Consider the following 25,827-nt stretch of genomic DNA (forward strand, 5'->3'; position numbering starts at 1 on the left):
ACCTGAATATCAGCTACAATCATTCAAAACTCTAAGCAAAAAATGCCCTATGACATTGCCATCTTCGTATCAACACGTCCAATACGATTCTACCGGTTCGATTGAATCGATGACTTTGACCTGCTCTACAATGCTAATCCCTAATGACCAACAAGTATTAATTAAAGTCAAAGCAGCAGGAGTCAATGGTCCTGATATTGCTCAGCGTCAAGGTGTTTATCCTGCTCCAATAGGAGCTTCACCTATTTTAGGCCTTGAAGTTTCAGGTGAAATTGTTGCCAAAGGCAATAATGTCACTTCATGGTCTATTGGCGATAAGGTTTGCGCACTCGTTCCTGGAGGTGGCTATGGTGAATATGCCATCACACATCAAGAACACTGCCTACCAGTGCCAAATTCGATTGATTACTTTATAGCGGCCGCATTACCCGAAACTTTATTTACGGTTTGGGGGAATTTATTTATTAGAGGTGAGCTTAAAAGTGGAGAAACTGTTCTCATCCATGGCGCTTCTGGAGGACTAGGGAATACCGCAATTAAACTTGCCAAAGCATTTGGTGCACACGTCATTGTAACGGCTGGTTCTGCGGATAAATGCCATCATTGCAAACAACTTGGTGCTGATGATGCTTTTGATTATCACAGTACGGAACTTGAATCACAACTTAAAGAATCTGCACCTCAAGGGATCGATGTTGTGTTCGATATGGCAGCAGGCGACTTTGTAAATCTAAACTTGAAGCTTTTAAAAGTGGATGGGCGTATGGTTACCGTTGCATTAAAAAGAGGTGCAAAAGCTCACGTTGATGTATTCCGACTGATGGCTAAAAGGATCGTTTGGACAGGTTCAACGCTTCGCCCTCAATCTGACGAAGCAAAAGCAGAGATAGCACATCAATTAAAAGCTCACGTGATACCACTTATTGAAGCGGGAAGATTAACACCTTTTATCTATAAAACTTTTCTTTTCGAAGATGTGCAGAAAGCTCATGAATTGATGGAAAAAGGTCAACATGTCGGTAAGATTATTCTTGATTTATCACATTGTCATTGAAACGTAATCTTCCCTTTATAGATTACTCAAGCTGCTGGTTTATTCAGCTAAATGTGAAAATTAAATTAACATTAAACTTACTAAAAAAAACTTGAAGCACAAAAAAAATCGTCTAAAGTCGTAAATATGATTTAGAGCTAAGTACTGATGTCATAGGCTTTAGCTCAATTATAAATCAGAATTGAATATTGAACTTTACTGGAAATTAACTGACCTAATGAAACGGGTAAGTTCTGAATTGTATATGTGATATTTCCGCTTTGAGCTGGAAATTGAAATGAAGGGCATTGGCATATATGAACAGCATGACGAAACTAAAAGTTTGGTATGGTGAATTACGCACCTCCAGAGGAAATAGCATTGTAATTCACGATCAAGCATTACCGGAAGCGACTCCTGGTAGAATCTATTTATACAACTCAAACCGACATGCCATTATTGAGTATGTTAAAGATATCGTGGAGTCTAATCTCTATGATCTTGATGAAACCAGTCTCAAACAGGCACAGAAAAACTATGCTGCCGCATGGAAAGACGCACGTAACGAGTTTTTGAATGTGCAAAAAGATCATCTTGAGTTAACTGAAGAAGTTGCTTCAATGCCAGAGAAGGCAGTGGCAAGTCCAAAGAAAACGATTGAGGAAGACTTTGACGAAGATGAAGTATCTGACGAAGTAGATTATGAACAGGACGAATGGAGTAATGACGAATATGAAGAGTAGTCGCCATTAATCATTAAACGATCCGTAAAGTGGCACGGTACATTGCGCCACTTTTTACTGAAAAAGCAAACTCAGCTTCATTCGGAACTTAGAGCATCAAATTGATAACGACTGATATGATGATAAACCTCATCTGGTTCAGTCCACCCTTTCCCTAGTAATTCTGATTGATTAGGGGAATCAGGCAATAATTGTGGCTCTAAACAAATAGCTTGATACTGTTTCAATGATTGATTCTTCTTGCCTATAGTTCCTGCCAAAAAGTTTGATGTATACACCTGAACACCAGGTTGATTGGTATACAAGGTCATCGAAAGCCCTGCTTTTTGACTGACAATCTGACCAAATCGTTGTAGTTCACGGCCATCATTTTGAGTCATTAAGTAGCAATGATCGATGCCTTGCGTTTGCTTCAATGTGTTATCTGACACCACACCAGACAAAAATTTAGGCTGACGAAAATCTAACACGGTATTACAAACGCTTGCTTTCGACTTAGGAATACTGTTCTCGTCCGTCGCTAAATATTGCTCGCAATCCGTTTGTAGCTCATGTTCTAAAACGGATTCAGAGCCATCAAGATTGAAATAGCTGTGCTGGGTTAGATTAATTGGACACGCTTTATCAGTATCTGCTTGTACTTCAACAAAAAGGTTATTACCCACAAGTCGGTAATCCAATTGTACGTGACAATTACCTGGGAACCCCATGTCACCATCAGGGCTATGCAACGTCAACCGAACCCCATCAGGCAAGCTACCCATTTGCCAGTTTTTACGGTTAAATCCTTCACTACCACCATGAAGACAAAGATCAGCATGATTAAGGTCAAGCTGATAACGCTCACCGTCTTTTGAAATAGTACCGTTTGCGATTCGATTAGCAAAACGACCAGCAATAGCACCTAGATGTGCATTTTGCTCTAGATAGCCTTGTGCAGAGTCACACCCTAAAACGATATTTTGGCGATCGCCACTTTCGCCTGCAACCCATAGGCTTTTGATGATACCGCCCAGGCTCAGCACTTCCATGGCAATGATGCCATTATCAATTCTTACCCTATCGATTTCACCACCACGAGGGTCGCTCCAAGGCTCTAATACTTTAATGGTCACCATAGATCTATTCCCTAATCATCAATGCGACAAGCACCTCTGGTCGCACTACATAAATATACTTGTGCTTCTATGCCTGTCTTTTTGTAATATTCTTGTTCAACAGCGAGTACAACATCATCGGTCAACTCATGCTCGACCAAGGCCACTACACTGCCACCAAAACCGCTTCCCGTTAAGCGAACACCGCCTCGGTCACCGATTTTGTTATTAATGATATCAACCAACAAATCAATCTCAGGCAGACTGATCTCAAAATCATCTTTGAGTGAACGATGAGAATCCGCCATGAGTTGACTTAATCTTCGAGTATTATTCATCTCTAATGCTCGAGCGGCTTGTTGTGTTCTGCGATTCTCTGAAATAACGTGTCGAGCACGCTTATAGAGGGACTTTGCCAGATTGCTTTTTTCACGCTCTAATTGAAGTAATTCAACATGACGTAAGCTATCTAATCCAAAATGCTCTGCTACTTCAAGACACTCGGACTTTCTGGTTTGATATTTATGCTGAATATCCTCAGCATATTTGCCCGAATGGACAATGATTAAACTTAATTCTTTAGGCAGTGAGATAGAGTCATAATCTAAATCCAAGCAGTCAATTAATACCGCTTGCTCTTCTTCTGCTAACGCACTGATCATATGGTCTTTAATGCCACAAGTCAGCTTCATATGGTGAAACTCTCCGCGTTGTGCCAGTTGAGCAACAGCGAGGGGAGACAAATGTAATTGATGCAAATCATTGATGGCTGTACCAAATGCGATTTCCAAAGCAGAAGATGATGAAAACCCCTGCTCAACAGGAACGTCACTCACTATGGCGACATCCATACCCGAAGTCGATAATCCTGACTGAGCTAATGTTGCGGTGAAACTCTTGAGATACTGACTCCAATGACTAAGGACATCTGAGTCATCATTAGATTCATTTTCAAGGCCAAATTGCCATTCGATAAATTCATCAGGTGAGATATCTGTTACTGCTCGAAATAGACCATCATCACGTTTCTTGGCTGCAATTACGACATGAAAGTTTATTGCTGCAGGTAAAACAAAACCTTCGTTATAATCAGTATGCTCCCCCATTAAATTAATGCGACCAGGTGCTTGGTAACAATCGTCAGCATTAGTTCCAAAGGTTCTTATAAATAGTTTTTTTGCACGTTGGGCCGGGCTCGACATATTTGATACAACTTCCACACACTTTTTTGAAGGTATCTGTGAGTTATATCACGTCTGAAATAAATTTGTAACTGAATGTTGTTTGGAAGTTTTAAAGGGATAAAAAACGCTCTATACAAAGAGATAGAGCGCTTATTTGAGCCTATTATCCGTTCGTCGACGACATATTCGTGTCATCAATCTAAAGCGAGTCATCAGCCACTTTTAGTTCCGTTTTTTGTCCACCGAGGAAACGACTTAACATGAGCGTAAATAAGACGGTAATCAATAATGTAATCGCCATTAGGTGGATGTAGTGTAATGGACTCCAAACGAAGGTAAATATCGCATAAACCGTCACACCAAAAATCAAGCCCACTTTAATTGCTGTTGCGTGAACGTTTTTAAAGGCCAATGCACAAATAAATGCTGCCAGAACAGGCATAGAATATAAGCCATTTAGTTGTTGAAGCAACGCAATAATACTGTCAGAGTTTGCAAAAACAGGGACAAGAGAAAGGGAAACGACTGTGAAAAAAAGTGCCACACGAGTTGCTATCTTTTTCACGTCAGCATTAGGATTAATGTAGTTTTTATGAATATCACAAGTGTACAGTGCAGCGGCTGAATTTAAGCATGAATTAAACGAACTCAACACTGCACCCGCAATTACTGCAGCAAACGCCCCTGACGTCCAATGTGGTAATAAATCGCCAACAAGCCTGCCATAAGCAACATCACCAACATCACCATACAACTTTAACGCCACAATACCTGGTAAAACGACGATTAATGGGGTAAGTAGCTTCGCAAATACGGCGGCGTATAACCCTTTTTGTGCTTCCTCTACTGAGTCTGCAGCTAAAGCACGCTGAGTAATCACCATATTGGTTCCCCAATAGAAGATTTGAATGAAGATCATACCCGTAAATAGTGTATGCCAAGGAATATCAGATTCATTATCTCCAATTAAGGTCAAGTGATCGGCTGGAATACCCGAAAAATCCCAATTAATCGCATTCATAGCAAGATAAGAAACGATGGCTCCCATGATCAATAACCCGAAACCATTATAGGTATCAGAAATCGCAATAGCTCTTAACCCCCCAAAAATAGCATACACGGCGCCAACAACAGCGAATATGGCAGCAATCATGATCACAGGCAATTGAACATTAAACATCGACTTCATGAACAATGAGCCGGTATAGAGCACCACGGGTAGCAAAATAAATGCATATCCAAGCATAAAAAAGACAGACACCATGGCTCGAATGCCTTTGTCATTGTATTTTCGCTCAAGTAACTCTGTGGTCGTTGTACAGTTGTACTTGTAATAGATAGGGATGAGCCATTTGGCCAAAATGATGATGCCCAACGCAGCACCAATCTCCCACCAAGCAACAAGCAAGGTTTGAGCGCCGTTCATTCCCACTATCTGCTCAGCACTGATGTTGGTCATCACTAATGAGCCAGCAATGAACACCCAGCTTAGGCCTCCACCTGCGAGAAAGTACTCTTTGCTGTCATTTTTATCTCTCGGAGCCTGTCTACATTTAACGTAAGTAACAATGGCAACTAAAGACGTTAATAAAATAAAAATTGATAATTGAATCACTGTATCCATGATTTAATCCTGTACCAAAGCTTCTGACTGACCCACACTGCGAGCAATATTTTGAATATCACTGCCAGCAGAAATAGGAAGTAAACTGAAGCTGAATCGCATTGTCTTTGCCTCAATACGATAAGGTTTATGAACAGGACGCCCCCATGAAGTGTCACCACCTACTCCCATTTGTTTGGCGTCAATGTTCCACGTTATAAAATCTCGTAGCGAAATCTCGCCACCATGATTTTGAGTTACTGGCACCAAACCTGATGCCGAATCTTGTGCATCACCCGCTCTAAAATCGATATCACTCAAAGCGAATGGCCAAAAACTGGTTTGTAATCTTGTTGAGGCAGTGGCAAGTAAGCCTGCCCCGTTTTCATCGACGACTGCGACATAACGCACATCGCTTTTTTGCCCAGTCTCTTGTGGACGAGAATATCGATGAAATGCTTTCTCAACGGGTAATGAATACCATCCAAGTGCATTACCTGTTTTTCTGTCGGCATAGGTTTCTTCAGGACCACGACCGAAGTAATGCATAAAACGATATTTGAACGGTAATTGAGTACTGAAACCAAACTTAGGTAAGTCGGGGAGTGCCTTATCTGATGGTTTAAATTCTGTCGTAATCACTAGATCTTGTTCGCTACCAATTTGATAGCGGGTAACCAATGTGAAGCCCATCGATGAATGCTTATGGGTCACTAACAACTGCTTGCCTTGACGTTCAATATCATCTAACTGCAATTCTCCAGCAGCGTCTTGCCAAGGTTTAGCCCATTTAGGCATATCATTGCCAAGATCGTTATCTGTGGGTGGCCGCCAAAAATTCACTTCTAAGGGCAATTGCAGCATCGGTTGATTGCTGGCCAATACTTGCTCTAACCACCCGTGTTCTTTTGAAATTCGATATTGATTGTCATTGGCTTTCAACTGCCAAAAAGCATCGTATTGAGTAAGTTGATGCTCAGCGGCCTTATTACCTGCTGGAGTAACAGGCTGAATTTGAAATTGCTCGAACGCAATGAGATGCCCTGTAGGTACTAAAGGATGAGGCTTATCAATTTGAATTTCAAATAGCAGATGATATTCGAATTCTGGTTTAACCTCGTAATCCAGTGGCAATGAGATTAAGCCAGATTCTTGTGGCATAAGGTGTGGTAAAGGCAAACGTCCCTTTTGTATCGCTTTGCCATCTTGCTGTAATGACCACGATAAACTGAAACCATTTGTGCTGATAAAATCATATTTATTTATTAACTCAACACTGACCGAGTCACCGTAAACATTAAAATTAGAGAAAGCAAAAGGCTGATAAACCTTCTTTACTTCTGATAAATGTGGGTGTGGATTACGATCAGGATCCACTAAGCCGTTATTTAGGAAGTTACCATCAGTCGGCATATCAGGGTGGTAATCCTTACCATAGGCCCAAAATTGTTGACCGTTTGAATTGGTATAAGACAAAGATTGATCAACCCAGTCCCAAATAAAGCCACCTTGCAAACTCGGATATCGTTCAATGACATCCCAGTAATCTTGTAAATTCCCGACTGAGTTTCCCATCGCATGAGCATACTCAATCATAATTAACGGTTTAGTCGGGTTCGATTTTGCGTAGTTTTCGATTTTTTGAATTGACGGATACATCGGTGCATAAATATCGACATACGTTTTATGCCCTGCGGGTTCGTATTGCACTGGTCTTGACGCATCACGCTGCTTGATCCAATTTGATAACGATTCAAATATGCGTCCTTCACCGGCTTCATTTCCAAGTGACCAAATGATCACAGACGGATGGTTTTTATCTCTTTCGATCATACGCTCAACACGCGCTTGGTGTGCAGGAAGCCAGCTCAGTTCATTACCTATCTGTGTTTTTTCTGAAATCGCTAATGGATGAGATTCAATGTTGGCTTCATCAACCACATATAAGCCGTATTTATCTGTCAGTTTTAGCCAATGGGAGTCATTTGGATAGTGACTCGAACGCACCGCATTAATATTGTTTTGTTTCATCAAGCGAATATCTTGCTCCATTCGTTGACGACTCACGACATGAGCGGTAATGGGATCGGTTTCATGGCGATCAACCCCTCGAATGGTAATGGCTTTATTATTAACAGTAAGTTGACCATTATTGATTGTAATTTTTCTCAACCCCAACGGTTGATGACTGGCTTGTAATATTTCACTATTCTCATCGTAAAGCGTCGCAATAACTTGGTATAAAGTGGGAGTTTCAGCACTCCAAAGCTGAGGTTGCTCAATCACAAAATCAAACTTCACGCTTTGCTGCTCGTCTAAATCAATGTTTCTAGATACTGAATAAGACTTACCTGATGGTGAGAGTAACTCCACCTCAGCTGTCACTGGAGTTTTAGCAACATGATTGATTAACTGAAGTGTGACTTGTGTTTGAGCTTGCTTTAGATCATCTGTTAATTGTTGATTAACTTCGATATCTTGAATACGCTGTTTTTCGGTTGCATACAAATACACATCTCGCTCAATACCTGACACTCTGAGCATATCTTGGCTTTCAAGATAGCTCGCATCACTCCATCGAATGATTTGCATTCCTATGGTATTGGTTCCATCTCTCAGGTACTCAGTAACATCAAACTCAGCAGGCGTCTTAGCGCCTTGGCTGTAACCCACCCGTTCACCATTGATGAATAGACTAAACGCTGAGCGTGCCGCACCTAAATGAAAGAAGACTTGTTTGTTTTTCCACGACTCAGGGAGTTGAACCTGCTTTCGATAACTTCCCGTAGGATTGTGATCAGTGGGTACATCAGGCCACTGAGTGTTAAAAGGATAACGTTCATCCAGATATATCGCGTTTCCGTAGCCTTGTGATTCCCAATTACCAGGAACTTGGATGTGGCCCCATTTCACATTCGGTAATGCTTCTTCCGAAATTTGCTGCGGCGCAGATTGGGGGTTATCAGCAAAGTGGAATTGCCAAAAGCCATTTAAACTTAAGTAATTACTACTTTGACGCTCATCATCAATGATGGCTTTGGCTTTAGAAAAATAAGGAAATAAACTCGCATGTGGTGCTAATTTATTTTCTTCAAAAACAGTATGATCTCGCCATGGTTCATTCGCCATAGCATCCGCAGTAAAAGTAATACCAACAACATACAAGGTATTAGAGATGATCGATGTAAATCTACCCATGATACGCTTCTCTTAATGTACATTATTGAAAAATCAGTTACGGCTCCATACAATCGTCAAAAAACGATTATCAGGACTGATCGCAATTCGGTTTGCCTTTTGGTGTTGCTGAGTTGGAGGAGTTAAATCAGCTATGGATGTCCAAGAAGTTTTCGATAAATCGTTGCTATCTGGTTTATACGGCCAAGCACGTAACCTCCCGTTTTCTACATTAAAAATCCACGATGAACCACTGGCTGTTAAACCGCCCCAAGCATAGTCTTCGCTGCCTGTACCCAAACTGACTAGCGCTCGGTGCTGTTTAGATATTGGATCAAAGCTTTTAATAATTCTGTCACCATCCATTAACTTATGAACATAACTGAATTTTTTTTCTTCAGGGATCACATGCAAACTTCGACCTGCATTTGAAACCACAAAGTGACCTTCATTAGCATTCTCACCTTTAGGTTCAAAATAGAGGCTGTATGCATAACGAGCCCACATTAAAGTCCCCAGTTCTGGGTGAGTGGCATAGTATCCAGTTGGGATCATACTGTTGATGGCACGAGTCCGAGGCTTTTCACCTTGTTGATACCAAACACTTTGGTGCGGAACACCTTGCTCAACGACATATTCAAGACCGTTGACAGTATCTGTTGGTGAAAACTCGCTCTCGTTCGGAGTATCGGTTAATTGAGTGATTTTTCCGCTGTTAATGTCGTAACGGTAAATATCATTAAACTGGTTATTACGATCTGAAACAAAGATAACTCCTGAGTTATCACGAGTAAAACTGGCTTGATTATCATAACCATCGCGATTGGTGATGGACTTCCCCTCACCAACTGACCAAGAGTGCGTTTGTTTATTGAAGTTTAAGGAGTAAAGTTGAATATCATAGCCACTGGCAAAAATGGAGCTAGAAACTACACAAGTAGAGAGTAATGTCAGTAATCGTTTCATCTTGTTATTCTTTTTGTTAACAATTTTGTTACACATTACCGAATAACAACAAGATTGTATACAATCTAAATTAAATTAAACTTCATCTAAAATTAATGCAATAACACTAAGGTTGCTAAACCTAAGAACGCAAATAAACCGACAACATCTGTTACCGTCGTAAGTAACATGCCGCCCGCGAGTGCTGGATCAATGTTCATCTTTTTGAGAATAATTGGGATTGCAGCGCCAGCTAAACCAGCAATAGTAAGGTTAATCAGCATGGCACAGGCAATAAGGCTACTTAACACAACATCGTGTTTCCAAATCCAAACTGCAATAAACACCATTGCCGCCCATAACAATCCGTTTAAAAAGCCAATCGCCAGTTCTTTTGTGATTAACCAACGGGTATTGGATTGACCAATATGCCCCAAGGCAATACCACGTATTACCAAGGCTAACGTTTGATTGCCCGCTACCCCGCCCATGCTTGGTACAATGGTCATTAAGATTGCTAAAGTGGCAATGTGCTCAATGGTTCCCTCAAATAAATTACTGACTGAAGCAGCGAGAAACGCTGACAGCAAATTGATGATCAGCCACATGGAGCGTCGAATTGAGCTTTTTAGCACAGGTCCAAAAGTATCAGCATCATCTTCTAACCCTGCCATCCCCATCATCGAGTGTTCAGCATCTTCACGGATCACATCAACCACATCGTCAATGGTGATTCGGCCAAGTAATTTGCCGTCTTCTGCAACGACTGGCGCAGAGACTAAATCATGACGTTCAAACAATTGTGCTACGTCGGCATCATCCATCAATACAGGAATACCTTCTATCTCGGTATTCATTACTTCTTTAACTGACAAGTTTTGGTTTGAGGTTAGTAAGCTGGATAATGAAATCGAACCTAAAAACTTATCTCGGCGATCAACCACAAATAATTGATCCGTTGCATCAGGCAAACTGCCACGATTGCGTAAATAGCGCAAAATTACATCAATACTCACATCAGGGCGAATGGTCACCGAATCGGTATTCATGATACTGCCAGCCGTATCTTCAGGATATGACAACGCTTGCTCAACACGCAGCCGATCTTGGCTGTTCATTGACTGTAAGATCTGTTGATACAAACTATCCGGCAAACTTCTTAATACATAAGCCAGATCGTCAGTATCCATATCTTTGGCAATAACTGCTAACCGCTGCGGCGACATCTCCATAATAAAGCTGTCTTTAAGCTCTTCACCGAGCTCATCCAGCACTTCCCCCGTATGCTGCGCATCGATCAGTTGCCACAACACCTCACGAGTTTGCGGCGGGGAAGACTCAAGCATCAACGCAATATCAGAAGGTGACATATCATTCATCATCTGCCGCACATGCACGAACATGCCACTATTTAGCGCATGATTTAACTGATTTAAACGCTGCTCAGCTTGCTCATTATCCAACATTTCTAATGGCATAGCGGCTCCAACTCAAGATGATGTATTGCAATAAGGGTAGCGGATTTAGGGATTTTTTCAGAAGTGAGGGTTTAAGATCAGAAATATAGCTCTTTCTTTGTCTGAAAATAGTATGCTTTCACTAACCTAAAAAATCATTGAGCAGAAATTTATTAGATAATTACCAAAAACGACACAAAATAATGGGCTAAAATTAGTAGCATGGGACTCAACCCACTTTTTGTATCTTTTGACTTAATAGTCTTATTATATCAGTTTGTCACGTACTTCAGATAGCGCATCGATAAGTGGAAAAAGAGACTGAAGGTGCTGTTCTTTATGTATTCGTTCAACGATTTTTTTAAAGTATTCTTCACTGGCGACACCACTGCAATTTGATTTAGAGTACCTGATTCGTCGTTCTCTGAGTGCTTTAATCGCATATTTTGCATGAAATTGAGAATGGGTATCTTCGTTAATATAACATCCCATCAATTCTGGATCATGATCGTTGACGTTGTAGTACCTCATATAACTGATGAGAGGCTCGGTTCTTGGCTGCCTTGGAATTACATTGCGATTACATAACAAAATAGTTTCAAAGCATCTTTTTTGTACGACTATACATGTAGTCACCCTCTCAGGTAATTCTAACGTTTCAAGTTTTGATTCAACTTCTTTTTTACGAGCTTCAATAGAAGCTTCATCAGAGTCTAAAATAATAAAAAAATAATCGACATCTTCTGATAATTTTATATCTGATACGGAGTTCTCTATATGATTTATGATAGATGGATAACCTTCACCTGAAATATAATAGATACCCGAATTACTGTCCTTAAAACTATCAAAATCATCATGAACTTGTAGATCTGGAAGATATAGCTTAATCCACTTAGGGTATACTTGCATTTCAGAAGAAACACCTTCTACGAGGAAATACAACTTCACCTATTCACCTCGATATAGTTTACTATTAATGAGTTGTATAAATTTATCGTGGCTACTTGTTGAACCTATAATTGACTCAGCTTTCTGTGTAGAAATCACACTCCCCTTTCTTGAAACAATACTCCAATACTTAGCTGGAATCATATTGATAACTTTAGGGTGATGAGAGGTTACAATAATTTGATTATCAGTACTCTCCATTTCAGAAAGTACATCTGATAAGCAGTTAACACCTAAACTATTCTCTATTTCATCGATTACAATTGATGACTTATTGTTTCCGAAATATAGCTCTGAAAGTATCATCATTGTTTTGAACATGCCGGAAGAAATTGAATGCTGGTTGACAACCTCACCAGACTCCATATGCATGTCGATATAAATTAAGTTTCTTTTTTCTTTTGAATCATCCGTAATAGCTTCTATCAATCGAGGTTCTATTGTTTTAACAGACGGAAATATACTAGTGTATGCAAAAATAAAATCGTCAAATCTATTTTCATCAAATTTAAAAGCATAGTATATCTTTTCTCTACACTTAATACCTTTATACTTCCTAGATATTTCTTCGATATTATTTAATTCAGAATCAATAATCTCTTCATGAGTTTTAGAGTTAACTAGAGGTATGACTTTTGGCCTAGAGAAATCATTCGAATCTACATCTACGATTGTCATTGAATTTAAGGAATCATAAACATTAACGATTTCTTCTTCATCTCTAAACTGATAAATCAGGCTAGTAAGTGAGTCTAACTTAGGTAGTGTTAAACCGTTGTACTGAATATTATCTTCTGACCTTGATATAATTTCTACATTATCAATCTTTAAAACTTCAGAAAGGTAATGTCCATACTCAACGCCTTCATCCGTTACAGACGAGGGAGGTGATAGCTCCCCAGACCACTCAACACTACGATCAAGATCATCTTTAAAGCTTAAATTCCATTTAAATGAATGGCTTTTGGCTCCTTGAGCAATCTGTACTAGCTTTTTTAAACCTACAATAATTGTAGTTTTACCAGCTCCAGATATGCCAACTAACACATTCAACGAACCAAACTCTACATTGTCAATTATTAGCTTAGGTTTAGATTGCTCAAAACTTAACTTCAATACTTTCAACAGATGTACCTTTAACTATCTATATTATAAGTAATCATACTCCACTCTCGTGGAAATCTCATTATATTGATGGACTCAATTGTCATAACATTTTAATAGTGTGTCTATCTACTTGGCAAATATGGTTGAAAGTGCTCTGCACTTTAAAAGTCGTGGTCTTTCCGACCACACCGGAGCAAAAAGGGATTCTCCAGCAAATCCCTTCTTGCATCATCCCATGCCGCCCCAGCGAAGCTGAACATTTCGGATATAGTTGAATAAATGACTAACGGCTCTGATGGTACATCCATGTACCCCAGAGCCTAGCCCGACGTCCTGTCGGGCTCACGCCATTTTATATTCAACCATATCCTCAACAGCTTCGACGGGAACATTCAGCCCTTAAACAGCATTTGAGTAAACTACTGTGTAACTATTTATTCAGGTGAATTTTCGAAAACCTAGCAGGCGACGACTATTCCCATGGCAAAGTTGTTATTCACCGTTGGTGAAAAATAACGTAAGCGCAGCATGGATGCGGCGCTAGATTTCGAGGTGCATGGATGCACCATCGAAAGCGTTAGGGATTTTTTATCATAAGAGGAATAACGTTTAACTTTGCGGGGCGGCACTGGGGAATCCAAAGGGGAGCTTGCTGGAGAGCTCCCTTTTGGGCGGTGTGGAGTGCAACTCCACGACTTTATAAACTTCTCAGAAGTTTTACTAAGCTAATAAGAAGCAAGCCTAAAAGACGTCAACACCCTTCTTCAAACTTATCCTCAATCAACTGACAAACCGCATCTAATGCAGCTTGAGCATCATCACCCTCAGCGATCACAGAAATGGTTTTACCCATGCCACTCTCAAGCATCAACAAACCTAAAATACTGGAAGCCGAAGCCGACTTGTCGCCTTGCTCAAGGGTGACACTCGCATCAAACGTCGCCGCCAACGTGGCAAGTTTGGTTGCCGCACGGGCATGCAAACCCAGCTTGTTGGCAATAACAACTTCTCGTTTAAGCATCAGCAGAATCTAACTCTCTGTGGCTCGCTGAAACATTATGTTTGCCTGCTGAAAGGTGACGAGCTATTTGCTCTGTGACATACACCGAGCGATGCTGACCACCTGTGCAACCAATCGCAATGGTGAGGTAACTGCGATTATTACGCTCTAATTGCGGGATCCACGTTTCAATAAAATTAGTGATTTGCCAGATCAGCTTATTGACTAACGGTTGACGTTGTAAGAACTCCTGCACAGGTAAATCAAGCCCTGTCATCGGTCTTAACTCAGGCTCCCAATGCGGATTAGGTAAGAATCGAACGTCAAACATGAAATCTGCATCATTCGGCATTCCGTGCTTGAAACCGAAAGACTCAACGTTTATCACGAGATCTTTTTCAACTTGCCCAAGTAAAATTTCACGAACTCGATCACTCAGCTCGTAAATATTTAAGCTAGATGTATCAATATAATGATCCATCATCTTAGAAATCGGTGCTAATAACTCACCTTCTAATTTGATCGCTTCAGGCAATGTCACATGATGTTTGGATAATGGATGAAGACGGCGCGTTTCACTGTAACGTTTAAGGAGTGTTTGATCATTTGAATTCAGAAAAAAGCTACTTATTTCGATATCATTAAGTTTCTCTAACTGCTTTTCAAGGATCTTATCTTGCTCTGGTAAATTACGTACATCGACACTGATTGCGACGAGCTCATTATCCGGTTTAAGTTGAGAAATAAGATCACCAAGCAAAGGTACAGGCAAATTATCAACACAGTAATAGCCTAAATCTTCAAGCACACGCAGTGCAACGGATTTTCCTGAGCCACTTCGTCCTGAAACAATAACAAGCTTCATCCCGTAATCACCTGATACAACTCTTCTTCATCATGGCTTTTACGCAACTGCTTTAATGTCTGTTTGTCACTTAACTTTTCAGCCATTGCAGAAAGCGTGCTTAAATGTTCTTGGCATTGATCTGACGGAACCAACAGCGCAAATAAGATATCAACTGGCTGTTTATCAATTGCTTCAAAAGCAACCGGCTGCTCACATTTAATCAAAGCGGCAACAGGCTCTTTAATGCTGTCGATACGACCATGAGGAATAGCGATACCGTTGCCGATACCAGTGCTCCCCATTTTTTCGCGTTTGAGTAAGCTCTCGAAAATTTCTTGAGCCGAAAGTTCTGGGTACTTCGCAGCGATAAGATCACTGATAAGTTCGAGAACTTTCTTTTTACTGCCTGGAGTTGCACAAGTGGTGCACTCCGGCTTTAAGATGATGCGTAATTCCATCGTTAATGTTTGATCAACTTTTCTTTGTGTTTAATCACTTGGCGATTAATTTTATCAATTAATATATCAATCGCTGCATACATATCATTATGCTGTGATTTTGCATATGCCTCACTGCCATTCAATGTAATTCTGGCCTCGGCGGTTTGTTTTGAACGCTCAACGTTCAACACGACGCGCACATTATTGATCTGTTCTATTCGACGTTCAAGTTTTGCAAATTTTGTGTTCACATATTCTTTTAACGACTCGGTAATCTCGACTTGCTGTCCCGTGATTTCTACGTGCATATCCTATGCCTCCTAGCGTTATTTGAATGGTTAACTTTTCAAAATTTCTCTATACCAACTCTTATTGGTATTTTACAAACTCTTTCTCTGATTTGATGGTGGGATCATCATGGCTTCACGATATTTAGCAATCGTTCGACGTGCAACATTAATCCCTTGCTCGTTCAGTAATTGTGCCATTTTGTTATCACTTAATGGCTTCTTCGTATTTTCAGCATCAACTAACTTTTTAATGAAAGCTCGAATAGCTGTTGATGAGCATTCACCGCCATCTTCAGTACCCACATGACTAGAGAAGAAATACTTAAGTTCATAGATCCCTCTAGGAGTATGCATGTATTTTTTCGATGTCACCCTTGAAATGGTCGACTCATGCATCTCTAACTCTTCAGCAATGTCATTAAGCACCATCGCTTTCATGGCTTCAGGGCCATATTCAAAAAAACCTTGCTGCTTTTTCACAATCTCATTGCATACTCGCAAAATAGTATCGTTACGGCTTTCAAGGCTTTTAATAAACCACTTTGCTTCTTGCAAATGTCCACGAACAAACTGGCCATCCGCCTTATTTCTTGCCCCTTTAGCCATCGCTGCATAATGCTGATTCACATTGATCTTAGGCTGTGTGTTTGGGTTTAATTCTACAGTCCAACGGCCATTTTTCTTCATTACTGATACATCAGGTGTAACGTATTCATCTTCTTTTTGGCCTACAGACAACCCAGGTCTTGGGTCTAAACTTTGAATTAAATTAATCGCTTCTTTTAGCTGTGGCTCTTTAAGCTTAGTTTTTCTCATCAAAGTGCGAAAGTCACGAGTCGCAATTAATGGTAAATATTCTAAAACCATTAACTTCGTCTGCGCTAAATACGGTGTGTTCTCGTCCATTTGTGATAGCTGAATATGCAAACAATCACCGACATCACGTGCAGCAACGCCCACTGGGTCAAAGTGCTGTACACGTTTAAGTACAGCTTCAACTTCATCAAGCTCAATTTCTGGATCGCCTAAAGCGATGAGAATATCTTCAGTTGTTTGAGTGAGGTAGCCACGTTCATCGATGGCTTCAATGATCGCCGTTGCAATGGCGAAATCGATATCAGAAAAAGGGGTAAGGTTTTTTTGCCATTCAAGATGCTCATATAAACCATGGCTGGTTTCACCATGAAACGACGTTTCATCATCAGGCATTAAAGCGCCGGAACTGGAATTGGGGGCGGCGGTATAAACTTCGTCCCATGTTGTATCAACTGGAAGTTCGTCAGGCATTGAGTCTTGAGTCATGGTTTCTGACGTTTCGACTGCTGCGTCTTCAATAGGAACTTCTGGTTCTTCACCTTTGGCTTCTGATTGCAGCTGTTGTTCTTTAATCGACTCTAATGATTCGAATTGCTCGTCTTCCATTTCTAATAATGGATTGGACTCTAAAGCTTGTTGAATTTCTTGTTGTAGCTCTAACGTCGAAAGCTGAAGCAAGCGAATGGCTTGCTGAAGCTGTGGCGTCATGGTTAGGCTTTGACCCATCCTGAGCTGAAGTGACGCTTTCATGTTACCGCTATTCCCTTTTTGTTCTTGTTACGGCTTCAATGCCGCTCACTATAACGTGAATTGTTCCCCTAAGTACACTTCCCTTACGTGTTTGTTGTCTAAGATCTCGCTAGGGGCACCTTCTGCAATTAAGTCACCATGACTTACAATATAAGCATGCTCACACACATCCAGTGTTTCACGCACGTTATGATCAGTGATCAATACACCTAAACCTCTTTCACGTAACTGCTCGATAATTTTCTTAATATCAATGACGGAAATAGGATCTACACCAGCAAATGGTTCATCTAAAAGAATAAACTGTGGGTTTGCCGCTAATGCGCGCGCAATCTCTACACGACGACGCTCACCACCCGATAATGACATACCTAAATTGTCACGAATATGTGTTATATGGAATTCTTCAAGTAGATGTTCAAGCTGCTCTTCACGCTCATCTTTAGAGAGCTCTTTACGAGTCTGCAATACAGCCATGATGTTATCGTATACGGAAAGCTTTCTGAAAATACTCGCTTCTTGAGGCAGATAACCAATGCCCTTTCTGGCACGTAGGTGCATAGGGTCAAGCGTAAGATCATCATTGTCGATAAAGATCTGACCCTTGTCACTTTTAACTAAGCCAACAACCATATAAAAAGTGGTGGTTTTACCCGCACCGTTAGGCCCAAGTAAGCCAACAATCTGCCCAGTCTTAACGGTGAGACTGACATCTTTAACAACTTGCCGACTTTTATAGCTTTTGGCTAAATGCTTTGCCGTGAGTGTTTTTTGGGTCATTGTTTTTTCTCGGCTGACTTCTTAGGCGATGTTTCTTTTTTATTTAAGCTATCTTGGTAAGTTTCTGCTGGAATGATGGTTTGCACTCGGCCTTTATCTTTACCGTTAGCGCTGCCTTCAGCTTCAACATGCTGATTTTCAACATTATAGCGAATAAGGTTCGCATGCATTTTTATGCCACCTACATCTAAACGCGCATCACCGCTTAAGACTAAATCACCTGTTTTCTGTTCGTATGCAATCTTAGTCGCACTTGCAACTCCTAACTTACCGTCATCTAAAACTTGACTGAACTTAGCAGGTTTACCCGTTGCAATAAATTGGCCGTTGCCTGTTTTTTTATCTTTCGTTGCACTCATGTCATCTGCGGTAATTTTAATTGACCCCTGTACGATCAATACATTGCCGCTATATACCACTTGGTTTTTCTTTATGTCACCTTGAGAAGCATCAGCACTAATGTTCACTGGTTGCTTCAAATCATTTAGTTTTGCAATCACAGCTGAACTGCTTGCAATGAGCAACGAAAAAATAATAATGTTACTTAGTTTCATAAGTTCCTGTTACCTGACTTTTTAAGCGCACCGTTTCCTGATTAAAATCAGCATATAACCCACGGCCCTGGCTATTAAATCCGTTACCTTTAATGTAAACCATTTCATCTGACTGCATGGTCTTAGTTTTTAGATCCATCTGCAAATGTTTGGTTATCACACTTTGAAGCGGCTCTTGTTTATTAACTGCTTTTATTTCAACCGAGTTATCAAGATAAACTTTACCCAGCATTTTTTGCAGACGCCCTTGTTCTGCCGTTACTCGCCATGGGGAATGAATGTCGTCACCATAAATGAGATACACAGGCTTTGAAAAGAGCGTTAAATCTTTATCTTGGTAGTGTTCCATATGCTCAGCGGTCACTCGGCTGCTCAATTGCCCTTTTTCGTCATAAGCAACACTATCTAACTTAGTCGCAGTATAATCAGGCAACTCTATCTTTGAAGTCACCTGTTGCTTTTGCCCTTGTTTCACTTGTACCTGCCAGTACAGATACAAAGCAGTACTGAAAAAGATCACAATGGCAATCGTTACTCGATTCATACACTCATACCTTGAGCAGACTCAAATAAACCTTGGCTTTGTAAAATTAAATCCGATAGCTCTCGCACAGCACCATAGCCACCTTGAGTAAAGGTCACCATATCCACATTTTGGCGAACATATGGATGACCATCAGCAACACACACTGAAAAGCCCACTTGATTCATTACGGGCAAATCCACCATGTCATCACCAATATAAGCGACTTGTTGTGGCTTAATGTTTAACTGCTCAAGTAGTTCTTGATAAGCGATAATTTTATTATCAACACCTTGGTAAATTTTGGTTACACCTAGGGCTGTCATACGATTTTCAAGCAATTGCGATTTACGTCCCGTAATCACAGCTAATTCAAAACCGGCATTTAACAATGATTTTACGCCAAAACCATCACGAGTATGGAATGCTTTTAATTCTTCACCACTGTTACTGAGATAAATTCGGCCATCAGAAAACACACCGTCAACATCAAAAATCACTAATTTGATTTGCGAGGCTTTATCCCAATTTTGCTGTGAAATCGGACCGTATAGACTTTGCTTTACTGCTTCAGTCACCTTAAATGACTCCTGATTTAACCATATCTAACATATTCAATGCACCAACCGGACATTGTGCGTCATCCACTACTATGAGTCCATTGATGTTTTTTTGTTCCATAATGTTTAGCGCTTCTGCTGCTAAAATATTTTCATGGACTGTTATACAGTTTGCTGTCATGACTTCAGAAATCGTTGCAGACGCTAAATCAACTTTGGCATCAATCACTCTTCTTAAATCACCATCGGTAAAAATACCTAACAACTTATTTTCATCATCAACAACCGCCGCCATACCTAAACTCTTACGGGAAATTTCATACAGCGCTTCAGTGATGATCATATCTTTACTGACCAACGGCAGTTGATCGCCTTTATGCATGACGTCTTCAACTTTAAGCAGCAACTTACGTCCCAAGCTCCCACCAGGATGCGATAACGCAAAATCATCAGCCGTAAAGCCACGAGCCTGCAATAGAGCAACGGCTAATGCGTCCCCCATCACTAACGTTGCAGTAGTACTAGAAGTCGGTGCTAACCCAAGTGGACAAGCCTCTTCAGGTAAACCAATACAAAGATGAACTTGCGCATTAACTGCCATCGTCGATTTCGGCTTACCTGTTATTGAAATTAAAGGTAAACCCAGACGTTTAATGACTGGAAATAGAGTCAGAATTTCACTCGACTCACCCGAATTAGAAATGGCGATCACGACATCATTATCGGACAGTACACCTAAATCACCGTGACTGGCTTCTCCTGGGTGCACAAATACTGCTGGCGTGCCTGTACTGGCCAATGTTGCTGCAATTTTATTGCCGATATGACCAGACTTTCCCATCCCCATAACAATGACCTTGCCTTTGCATTCGAGGATTAAATCACAGACGTCAGTAAAAGCATCAGAGTCTACATATTGATATAAATTCTCAAGTGCGCTTTTTTCAATATCAATGACTTGTTTACCCCAACTACGGAGTTGTTTGCTATCGGTCATATTCATCTCTTTGATATTACAACAACTTAGTATTTCAGTTTTCTTTTGCGAAAACAGAAACAATAACATAACGGAATCTTTTCAATTATGCGCATTTTCGCTGGTATTGGATTAAATTGAAAGAGCTAGCACAGAAATCTCATTTTTGAGTTTGAACTTTTACTCAAATTTGTCATTCAAACTGTAAGTTACTGTGTCGATTGTATTGTAGATTTCTGGACATTTACGTACAATCGATCTTCTTTGCTCACAAACTAATTTGTTGAGCTAACTTGTTGATATGTTAAGGCTCTGCATGGAGAAAAAGGCGCAAACGCTGGTCGAAGTCCGCAATATGAGTTTCAGTCGAGGCCGTCGAGAAATTTTCGATAACCTGAACCTCACCATCCCTAAAGGTAAAGTTACTGCCATTATGGGGCCAAGCGGAATCGGTAAAACCACGTTATTAAAGTTGATGGGTGGGCAGCTTACACCAGACTCAGGACAGGTACTTTTTGATGGAGAAGATATCCATCAAGCTACGCGTAGTCACTTGTTTCAGTTAAGACAGCGTATGAGTATGTTGTTTCAAAGTGGTGCGTTATTCACCGATATGAATGTGAATGACAATGTCGCTTTTGCTTTAAGAGAGCATTCCAAACTGCCTGAAGCACTGATTGATAAGATTGTTGCAATGAAACTTGAAGCTGTTGGTTTGAGAGGTGCGGGTAAATTAATGCCAAACGAACTCTCTGGCGGCATGCAACGCCGTGCAGCCTTAGCAAGAGCGATTGCCCTTGAACCAGAGCTAGTGATGTATGATGAGCCTTTTGCCGGACAAGATCCAATTGCAATGGGCGTTTTGGTTAAGCTCATTAAAGAGCTGTCAGACTCGCTTAATTTAACGTCTGTTGTTGTTTCTCACGATGTTGAGGAAGTGCTCAGTATTGCCGATTACGTTTATGTTGTTGCAGACAAAACAGTAATCGCAGAGGGTACACCTGAATCGTTACGAGATTCAGACAACCCACAATTAAGACAGTTTATGGGGGGGGAGCCAGACGGTCCAGTACCATTCCACTTCCCTGCAACAGATTACAAAAAGGAGTTACTCGGTGAGTCTATTTGATTCAATCGCTGACTTTGGAAAAAATGCACTGGGTATCGTCTCCGGTTTTGGTCGTGCTGGTATTATGCTTTGGGGCGCCATTTTCAATGTGCCAAGATTTCGCAAAGGTACACCTTTATTGATAAAACAGCTTTATGTTGTTGGTGTACAGTCTTTAAGTATTATCACCATTTCAGGTTTATTCATCGGGATGGTGCTAGCGCTTCAAGGCTTTATTATCCTTGTTGACTTTGGTACCGAAGAGAGTCTTGGGCCAATGGTTGCGCTCAGCTTACTTCGTGAATTAGGCCCTGTAGTGACTGCACTACTTTTTGCCGGGCGTGCGGGGTCTGCATTAACGGCTGAGATTGGTTTGATGAAAAGCACCGAACAGCTATCGAGCCTAGAAATGATGGCAATCGACCCTCTAAGACAAGTGATTGCACCTCGTTTTTGGGCCGGTGTGATCAGTATGCCACTGTTAGCAATGATTTTCTCTGCCATTGGTATTTATGGTGGATACCTCGTAGGCGTTGAATGGAAAGGCATCGATGACGGTGCGTTTTGGTCAATCTTGCAAGCCTCTGTTGAATGGCGCCAAGACATCGTTAATTGTTTAATTAAAAGTGTTGTGTTTGCGATTGTGGTCACTTGGATTGCCTTGTATCGAGGTTACCAAGTTGTTCCCAACCCTGAAGGGATAAGTCGAGCAACCACTCAAACCGTTGTACAAGCGAGCTTAGCTGTACTTGCACTAGACTTCTTACTGACCGCACTGATGTTCGGCAGTTGATCTTAATAAGATTAATGGAATTTACGTTATTATGTTGACACGAAAAATTGAATTTTTAGTCGGATTGTTTTTACTTGCAGGCATTGGTGCCTTTTTAGTGTTGGTTTTCAATGTAGCCAATATTAAGGTCAGTAGCGATAGCGACACATATACACTTACAGCCCACTTCAATAATGTCGGAGGCTTAAAAGTTCGCTCACCAGTGAAAGTTGGCGGTGTTGTTGTTGGTCGTGTTAGTGGTATCACTTTGGATCCACAGCAACTGAATGCGCTAGTGACACTGAGTGTTGAAAAACGTTACAACCAATTTCCGGAATCCAGCAGCCTAGCGATTCAAACATCAGGTTTATTGGGTGAACAATACTTAGCGTTAACACCTGGGTTTGCACTCGATGATGATACTGCCATGCTAAAGAATGGCGACAAAATCGAAGACACGCATTCTGCATTAGTATTAGAAGATCTTATTGGCCAGTTCTTATACAGCGTTGGCGACAAGAAAGATAAGTAGAGGTAAACATGCTTAAACTATTTTCAAAAGTATTCACTGCAGCACTACTTTGCTTTACTGCAAACACTGTATATGCCGCAGTTGATGCATCAAATCCGTACACCATGATTGAGCAAGTCGCAAATCAAACCTTTTCTCGTTTTGATAGCGACCAATCTAAAATTAAAGCAGATCCTAATTATTTAAAAACGGTGATCACTGAAGAATTGCTACCGCATGTTGATTATAAATATGCCTCTTTAAAAGTGTTAGGCAGTAATGCTCGACAGCTAAGCCAGACGATTAAACCTAGAGATAAGTTCATTGCAAAACTCAATGAGTTTACCGACGCATTCAAAGGCTATATGGTCAGTACTTACGCTTCTGCATTTACTGAATATACTCATCAAAAAGTTGAATTTCCTCCTGCAAAAAAATTGACAGACAGTAAATTTGTTACGGTTCCAGTTCGAGTCATCGAACAAGGACGCCCACCGATTAAACTGGCTTTCAAAGTGCGTCGCCAGAAAGATAACACTTGGAAGGTTTACGACTTAGTGGCTGAAGGCGTGAGTTTGATTCAATCTAAACAGTCAGAAATTGGTGGTCTTATCCAACGTGAAGGCATTGATAATGTAATAAAAATGCTTAATCAAAAAGCCAGTGCTGATGTTTCGAAAAAATCTGAGAAATAATAATGGCTCAATTCCAACATCAACAACAGACTTGTACGCTTACAGGCAAATTATCTCGCCAAGAGGTCATTGAACTTTGGCCTCAGCAACAAGCAATGTTAAGTAATCAAATTAATGCCATAGAACTATCGCAACTTGATTATGTCGATAGCTCTGGCGTTGCATTTTTATTTCATTTAGTTGAAGCTGGCAATAAAAAGGGTCGTACTGTTAATTTGATTAATCCATCGAAGCAGTTGCAACCTTTAATCGCTCTGTATAATCTGCAATCATTTTTTAGCACAAATTAGGTAGTATCAATGGAACCACAGCAAATCGAAGCATTACTGAAATCAAAACTTGAGCTGGATGAAGTCAAGGTGACTCAAGAAGGTACTCATTATAAAGTGATTGCGGTAGCCGATTTCTTCGATGGTTTATCACCAGTAAAAAGACAGCAAGCCATTTATGCACCACTTACTGAGCAAATTGCCAGTGGTGCACTGCACGCATTAACGATCAAAACTTTTACTCCAGAACAATGGAAAAAAGAAAAAATCTTCAACATGTAATTTGATCGCCACTCATTCCCAACTAGAGAGTTACCGTGGATAAACTGAGTATTCAAACTAGCCAGCCACTTGCTGGCAATGTCGTTATTTCAGGTGCAAAAAATGCCGCCTTGCCAATTTTGATGGCAGGTATTTTACCTGAAACTGATTTTATTGTGTCTAACGTCCCTGAGCTACGCGACGTCCGCACCAGTTGTAAGTTATTGCAATGCTTAGGTGCAGAAGTTACTGAGCTGGATAAAGGTCAGTACCGGATTTCGACTAAAAACCTAAACCACTTTTGTGCTCCGTATGAACTGGTTAAAACGATGCGCGCCTCAATATTAATATTAGGCCCTCTGCTCGCCCGCTATGGTAAAGCAGACGTATCATTGCCAGGTGGTTGCGCCATTGGTGCACGTCCAGTTAACCTTCACCTTCATGGACTAGAGCAAATGGGTGCTCACATTGAAGTTGAAGAAGGTTACATTAAAGCCCGTGTTGATGGCCGTTTGAAAGGCGCACATATTCTGATGGATATGGTGAGTGTAGGTGCAACCGAAAACTTGTTGATGGCCGCCGTATTAGCGGATGGCACAACGGTTATTGAAAATGCCGCCAGAGAGCCTGAAGTCGTTGACTTAGCTCACTGCCTCATGGCTATGGGTGCGAAAATCTCTGGTGTTGGCACAGCAACGTTGACCATTGAAGGTGTTGAGAAGCTGAATGGTTGCGATTATCGAGTAATGCCAGATCGCATCGAAACGGGGAGCTTTTTAGTCGCTGCGGCGATTACCCGTGGTCGTATTCGTTGTTTAGATGCTGATCCCCATTCTCTAGAGTCAGTATTAATGAAACTAGAAGAAGCTGGCGCTGAGATCACAAAAGGCAACGATTGGATTGAGCTGGATATGCATGGTAAACGCCCGAAAGCAGTTAACATTAAAACTGCTGTTTACCCTGGTTTTCCAACCGATATGCAAGCCCAGTTCTGTGTGCTCAACTGTTTGGCTGAAGGCAGTGCAACCGTTATTGAAACTATTTTCGAAAACCGTTTTATGCACGTACCAGAATTAATGCGTATGGGTGCAGATATGGAGCTCGAAGGCCATACTTGCATCATTCATGGTAAAGAGCAGTTAAAGGCTGCACCGGTAATGGCTACAGACTTACGTGCATCAGCAAGTCTGGTTATCGCAGGATTAAAAGCCGAAGGCACAACTACGGTTGACCGTATTTATCATCTTGATCGTGGCTATGAGCACATTGAAGATAAGTTCCGTGGCCTTGGTGGTGACGTAAGCCGAATCAAATAATTTGCTAAAAGGAGAGCATCAAGCTCTCCTTTTCTTTATATTCTTATATTTTTTAAGCATTT

General features: G+C 40.9%; 27 protein-coding genes. 9 read left to right on the plus strand and 18 right to left on the minus strand.

The window, feature by feature from the left end; translation table 11 throughout:
* Positions 1 to 49 precede the first annotated feature (49 nt).
* Both AC1EU2_RS05360 and AC1EU2_RS05365 read left to right on the plus strand, forming a co-directional pair.
* The gene (locus tag AC1EU2_RS05360; protein WP_480296949.1) at positions 50 to 1,054 is read left to right on the plus strand and encodes an NAD(P)H-quinone oxidoreductase; all 1,005 of its coding nucleotides are present in this window, start codon (positions 50 to 52) and stop codon (positions 1,052 to 1,054) included.
* A 305-nt stretch (positions 1,055 to 1,359) separates the two neighbouring features.
* On the plus strand, positions 1,360 to 1,776 hold the full coding sequence (locus AC1EU2_RS05365; protein ID WP_480296950.1) for a hypothetical protein: 417 nt from the start codon (positions 1,360 to 1,362) through the stop codon (positions 1,774 to 1,776).
* Positions 1,777 to 1,853: 77 nt separating this feature from the next.
* Here AC1EU2_RS05365 and AC1EU2_RS05370 read toward each other — a convergent pair whose 3' ends face one another.
* From AC1EU2_RS05370 to AC1EU2_RS05455, 18 genes are all read right to left on the minus strand, one after another.
* Complete coding sequence (locus AC1EU2_RS05370; protein ID WP_480296951.1) at positions 1,854 to 2,894, minus strand: aldose epimerase family protein; 1,041 nt, start codon at positions 2,892 to 2,894, stop codon at positions 1,854 to 1,856.
* 11 nt (positions 2,895 to 2,905) lie between these two features.
* Positions 2,906 to 4,075, minus strand: a complete 1,170-nt coding sequence (gene galK, locus AC1EU2_RS05375) for a galactokinase (RefSeq protein WP_480296952.1) — start codon at positions 4,073 to 4,075, stop codon at positions 2,906 to 2,908.
* Positions 4,076 to 4,256: 181 nt separating this feature from the next.
* Complete coding sequence (locus tag AC1EU2_RS05380) at positions 4,257 to 5,681, minus strand: solute:sodium symporter family transporter (RefSeq protein ID WP_480296953.1); 1,425 nt, start codon at positions 5,679 to 5,681, stop codon at positions 4,257 to 4,259.
* Positions 5,682 to 5,684: 3 nt separating this feature from the next.
* Positions 5,685 to 8,858 carry a glycoside hydrolase family 2 TIM barrel-domain containing protein gene (locus AC1EU2_RS05385; protein WP_480296954.1) on the minus strand — a complete coding sequence of 1,058 codons (3,174 nt, stop codon included), beginning with the start codon at positions 8,856 to 8,858 and terminating at the stop codon, positions 5,685 to 5,687.
* 33 nt (positions 8,859 to 8,891) lie between these two features.
* Positions 8,892 to 9,803, minus strand: a complete 912-nt coding sequence (locus AC1EU2_RS05390) for a TolB family protein (RefSeq protein WP_480296955.1) — start codon at positions 9,801 to 9,803, stop codon at positions 8,892 to 8,894.
* Between the two features lie 92 nt (positions 9,804 to 9,895).
* Positions 9,896 to 11,260: a magnesium transporter gene (gene mgtE / locus AC1EU2_RS05395; protein WP_480296956.1), complete on the minus strand. Its 1,365-nt coding sequence runs from the start codon at positions 11,258 to 11,260 to the stop codon at positions 9,896 to 9,898.
* 246 nt (positions 11,261 to 11,506) lie between these two features.
* Positions 11,507 to 12,190 carry a hypothetical protein gene (locus AC1EU2_RS05400; RefSeq protein ID WP_480296957.1) on the minus strand — a complete coding sequence of 228 codons (684 nt, stop codon included), beginning with the start codon at positions 12,188 to 12,190 and terminating at the stop codon, positions 11,507 to 11,509.
* Positions 12,191 to 13,315: an AAA family ATPase gene (locus tag AC1EU2_RS05405; RefSeq protein WP_480296958.1), complete on the minus strand. Its 1,125-nt coding sequence runs from the start codon at positions 13,313 to 13,315 to the stop codon at positions 12,191 to 12,193.
* Positions 13,316 to 14,048: 733 nt separating this feature from the next.
* Positions 14,049 to 14,318 (minus strand): HPr family phosphocarrier protein, encoded by a 270-nt coding sequence (locus AC1EU2_RS05410; RefSeq protein WP_480296959.1) that lies wholly within the window; start codon positions 14,316 to 14,318, stop codon positions 14,049 to 14,051.
* Positions 14,311 to 15,162: an RNase adapter RapZ gene (gene rapZ / locus AC1EU2_RS05415; protein ID WP_480296960.1), complete on the minus strand. Its 852-nt coding sequence runs from the start codon at positions 15,160 to 15,162 to the stop codon at positions 14,311 to 14,313. Before rapZ ends, AC1EU2_RS05410 begins: the two co-directional genes overlap by 8 nt.
* Positions 15,159 to 15,602 (minus strand): PTS IIA-like nitrogen regulatory protein PtsN, encoded by a 444-nt coding sequence (gene ptsN, locus AC1EU2_RS05420; RefSeq protein ID WP_480296961.1) that lies wholly within the window; start codon positions 15,600 to 15,602, stop codon positions 15,159 to 15,161. The genes rapZ and ptsN overlap by 4 nt, the downstream gene beginning before the upstream one ends.
* A gap of 2 nt (positions 15,603 to 15,604) precedes the next feature.
* Positions 15,605 to 15,892, minus strand: a complete 288-nt coding sequence (gene hpf, locus AC1EU2_RS05425; protein WP_480296962.1) for a ribosome hibernation-promoting factor, HPF/YfiA family — start codon at positions 15,890 to 15,892, stop codon at positions 15,605 to 15,607.
* A gap of 72 nt (positions 15,893 to 15,964) precedes the next feature.
* On the minus strand, positions 15,965 to 17,440 hold the full coding sequence (locus AC1EU2_RS05430) for an RNA polymerase factor sigma-54 (RefSeq protein WP_480296963.1): 1,476 nt from the start codon (positions 17,438 to 17,440) through the stop codon (positions 15,965 to 15,967).
* 48 nt (positions 17,441 to 17,488) lie between these two features.
* Positions 17,489 to 18,220, minus strand: coding sequence for an LPS export ABC transporter ATP-binding protein (gene lptB, locus AC1EU2_RS05435; protein WP_480296964.1), 732 nt, complete (start codon positions 18,218 to 18,220; stop codon positions 17,489 to 17,491).
* Entirely contained in the window at positions 18,217 to 18,774 is a 558-nt protein-coding gene (gene lptA / locus AC1EU2_RS05440) for a lipopolysaccharide transport periplasmic protein LptA (protein WP_480296965.1), read from the minus strand. Before lptA ends, lptB begins: the two co-directional genes overlap by 4 nt.
* Positions 18,761 to 19,318 carry an LPS export ABC transporter periplasmic protein LptC gene (lptC, locus tag AC1EU2_RS05445; RefSeq protein WP_480296966.1) on the minus strand — a complete coding sequence of 186 codons (558 nt, stop codon included), beginning with the start codon at positions 19,316 to 19,318 and terminating at the stop codon, positions 18,761 to 18,763. The genes lptA and lptC overlap by 14 nt, the downstream gene beginning before the upstream one ends.
* On the minus strand, positions 19,315 to 19,875 hold the full coding sequence (gene kdsC, locus AC1EU2_RS05450) for a 3-deoxy-manno-octulosonate-8-phosphatase KdsC (RefSeq protein ID WP_480296967.1): 561 nt from the start codon (positions 19,873 to 19,875) through the stop codon (positions 19,315 to 19,317). Before kdsC ends, lptC begins: the two co-directional genes overlap by 4 nt.
* Position 19,876: 1 nt before the next feature.
* A complete protein-coding gene (locus AC1EU2_RS05455) occupies positions 19,877 to 20,854 on the minus strand; it encodes a KpsF/GutQ family sugar-phosphate isomerase (protein ID WP_480296968.1) in 978 nt (325 codons plus the stop codon).
* Between the two features lie 295 nt (positions 20,855 to 21,149).
* Here AC1EU2_RS05455 and mlaF point away from each other — a divergent pair, with 295 nt between their 5' ends.
* From mlaF to murA, 7 genes are read left to right on the plus strand one after another with little or no spacing between them, the layout of a single operon-like run.
* A complete protein-coding gene (gene mlaF, locus AC1EU2_RS05460; RefSeq protein WP_480296969.1) occupies positions 21,150 to 21,962 on the plus strand; it encodes a phospholipid ABC transporter ATP-binding protein MlaF in 813 nt (270 codons plus the stop codon).
* Positions 21,949 to 22,734: a lipid asymmetry maintenance ABC transporter permease subunit MlaE gene (gene mlaE / locus AC1EU2_RS05465; RefSeq protein ID WP_480296970.1), complete on the plus strand. Its 786-nt coding sequence runs from the start codon at positions 21,949 to 21,951 to the stop codon at positions 22,732 to 22,734. Before mlaF ends, mlaE begins: the two co-directional genes overlap by 14 nt.
* A gap of 31 nt (positions 22,735 to 22,765) precedes the next feature.
* Complete coding sequence (gene mlaD / locus AC1EU2_RS05470; protein WP_480296971.1) at positions 22,766 to 23,245, plus strand: outer membrane lipid asymmetry maintenance protein MlaD; 480 nt, start codon at positions 22,766 to 22,768, stop codon at positions 23,243 to 23,245.
* 8 nt (positions 23,246 to 23,253) lie between these two features.
* On the plus strand, positions 23,254 to 23,919 hold the full coding sequence (locus AC1EU2_RS05475; protein ID WP_480296972.1) for an MlaC/ttg2D family ABC transporter substrate-binding protein: 666 nt from the start codon (positions 23,254 to 23,256) through the stop codon (positions 23,917 to 23,919).
* Positions 23,920 to 23,921: 2 nt separating this feature from the next.
* Positions 23,922 to 24,209 carry an STAS domain-containing protein gene (locus AC1EU2_RS05480; RefSeq protein ID WP_480296973.1) on the plus strand — a complete coding sequence of 96 codons (288 nt, stop codon included), beginning with the start codon at positions 23,922 to 23,924 and terminating at the stop codon, positions 24,207 to 24,209.
* 9 nt (positions 24,210 to 24,218) lie between these two features.
* On the plus strand, positions 24,219 to 24,470 hold the full coding sequence (locus AC1EU2_RS05485) for a BolA family protein (protein WP_480296974.1): 252 nt from the start codon (positions 24,219 to 24,221) through the stop codon (positions 24,468 to 24,470).
* 35 nt (positions 24,471 to 24,505) lie between these two features.
* On the plus strand, positions 24,506 to 25,765 hold the full coding sequence (gene murA, locus AC1EU2_RS05490; RefSeq protein WP_480296975.1) for a UDP-N-acetylglucosamine 1-carboxyvinyltransferase: 1,260 nt from the start codon (positions 24,506 to 24,508) through the stop codon (positions 25,763 to 25,765).
* Positions 25,766 to 25,827 lie beyond the last annotated feature (62 nt).

The sequence above is a fragment of the Parashewanella sp. 2304DJ23-3 genome (genome assembly GCF_056591695.1).

Coding starts and splice junctions, on each gene's coding strand:
- AC1EU2_RS05360 (WP_480296949.1), top strand. CDS start 50: ATGACATTGCCATCTTCGTATCAACACGTCCAATACGATTCTACCGGT.
- AC1EU2_RS05365 (WP_480296950.1), top strand. CDS start 1,360: ATGACGAAACTAAAAGTTTGGTATGGTGAATTACGCACCTCCAGAGGA.
- AC1EU2_RS05370 (WP_480296951.1), bottom strand. CDS start 2,894: ATGGTGACCATTAAAGTATTAGAGCCTTGGAGCGACCCTCGTGGTGGT.
- galK (WP_480296952.1), bottom strand. CDS start 4,075: ATGTCGAGCCCGGCCCAACGTGCAAAAAAACTATTTATAAGAACCTTT.
- AC1EU2_RS05380 (WP_480296953.1), bottom strand. CDS start 5,681: ATGGATACAGTGATTCAATTATCAATTTTTATTTTATTAACGTCTTTA.
- AC1EU2_RS05385 (WP_480296954.1), bottom strand. CDS start 8,858: ATGGGTAGATTTACATCGATCATCTCTAATACCTTGTATGTTGTTGGT.
- AC1EU2_RS05390 (WP_480296955.1), bottom strand. CDS start 9,803: ATGAAACGATTACTGACATTACTCTCTACTTGTGTAGTTTCTAGCTCC.
- mgtE (WP_480296956.1), bottom strand. CDS start 11,260: ATGCCATTAGAAATGTTGGATAATGAGCAAGCTGAGCAGCGTTTAAAT.
- AC1EU2_RS05410 (WP_480296959.1), bottom strand. CDS start 14,318: ATGCTTAAACGAGAAGTTGTTATTGCCAACAAGCTGGGTTTGCATGCC.
- rapZ (WP_480296960.1), bottom strand. CDS start 15,162: ATGAAGCTTGTTATTGTTTCAGGACGAAGTGGCTCAGGAAAATCCGTT.
- ptsN (WP_480296961.1), bottom strand. CDS start 15,602: ATGGAATTACGCATCATCTTAAAGCCGGAGTGCACCACTTGTGCAACT.
- hpf (WP_480296962.1), bottom strand. CDS start 15,892: ATGCACGTAGAAATCACGGGACAGCAAGTCGAGATTACCGAGTCGTTA.
- AC1EU2_RS05430 (WP_480296963.1), bottom strand. CDS start 17,440: ATGAAAGCGTCACTTCAGCTCAGGATGGGTCAAAGCCTAACCATGACG.
- lptB (WP_480296964.1), bottom strand. CDS start 18,220: ATGACCCAAAAAACACTCACGGCAAAGCATTTAGCCAAAAGCTATAAA.
- lptA (WP_480296965.1), bottom strand. CDS start 18,774: ATGAAACTAAGTAACATTATTATTTTTTCGTTGCTCATTGCAAGCAGT.
- lptC (WP_480296966.1), bottom strand. CDS start 19,318: ATGAATCGAGTAACGATTGCCATTGTGATCTTTTTCAGTACTGCTTTG.
- AC1EU2_RS05455 (WP_480296968.1), bottom strand. CDS start 20,854: ATGACCGATAGCAAACAACTCCGTAGTTGGGGTAAACAAGTCATTGAT.
- mlaF (WP_480296969.1), top strand. CDS start 21,150: ATGGAGAAAAAGGCGCAAACGCTGGTCGAAGTCCGCAATATGAGTTTC.
- mlaD (WP_480296971.1), top strand. CDS start 22,766: ATGTTGACACGAAAAATTGAATTTTTAGTCGGATTGTTTTTACTTGCA.
- AC1EU2_RS05475 (WP_480296972.1), top strand. CDS start 23,254: ATGCTTAAACTATTTTCAAAAGTATTCACTGCAGCACTACTTTGCTTT.
- AC1EU2_RS05480 (WP_480296973.1), top strand. CDS start 23,922: ATGGCTCAATTCCAACATCAACAACAGACTTGTACGCTTACAGGCAAA.
- AC1EU2_RS05485 (WP_480296974.1), top strand. CDS start 24,219: ATGGAACCACAGCAAATCGAAGCATTACTGAAATCAAAACTTGAGCTG.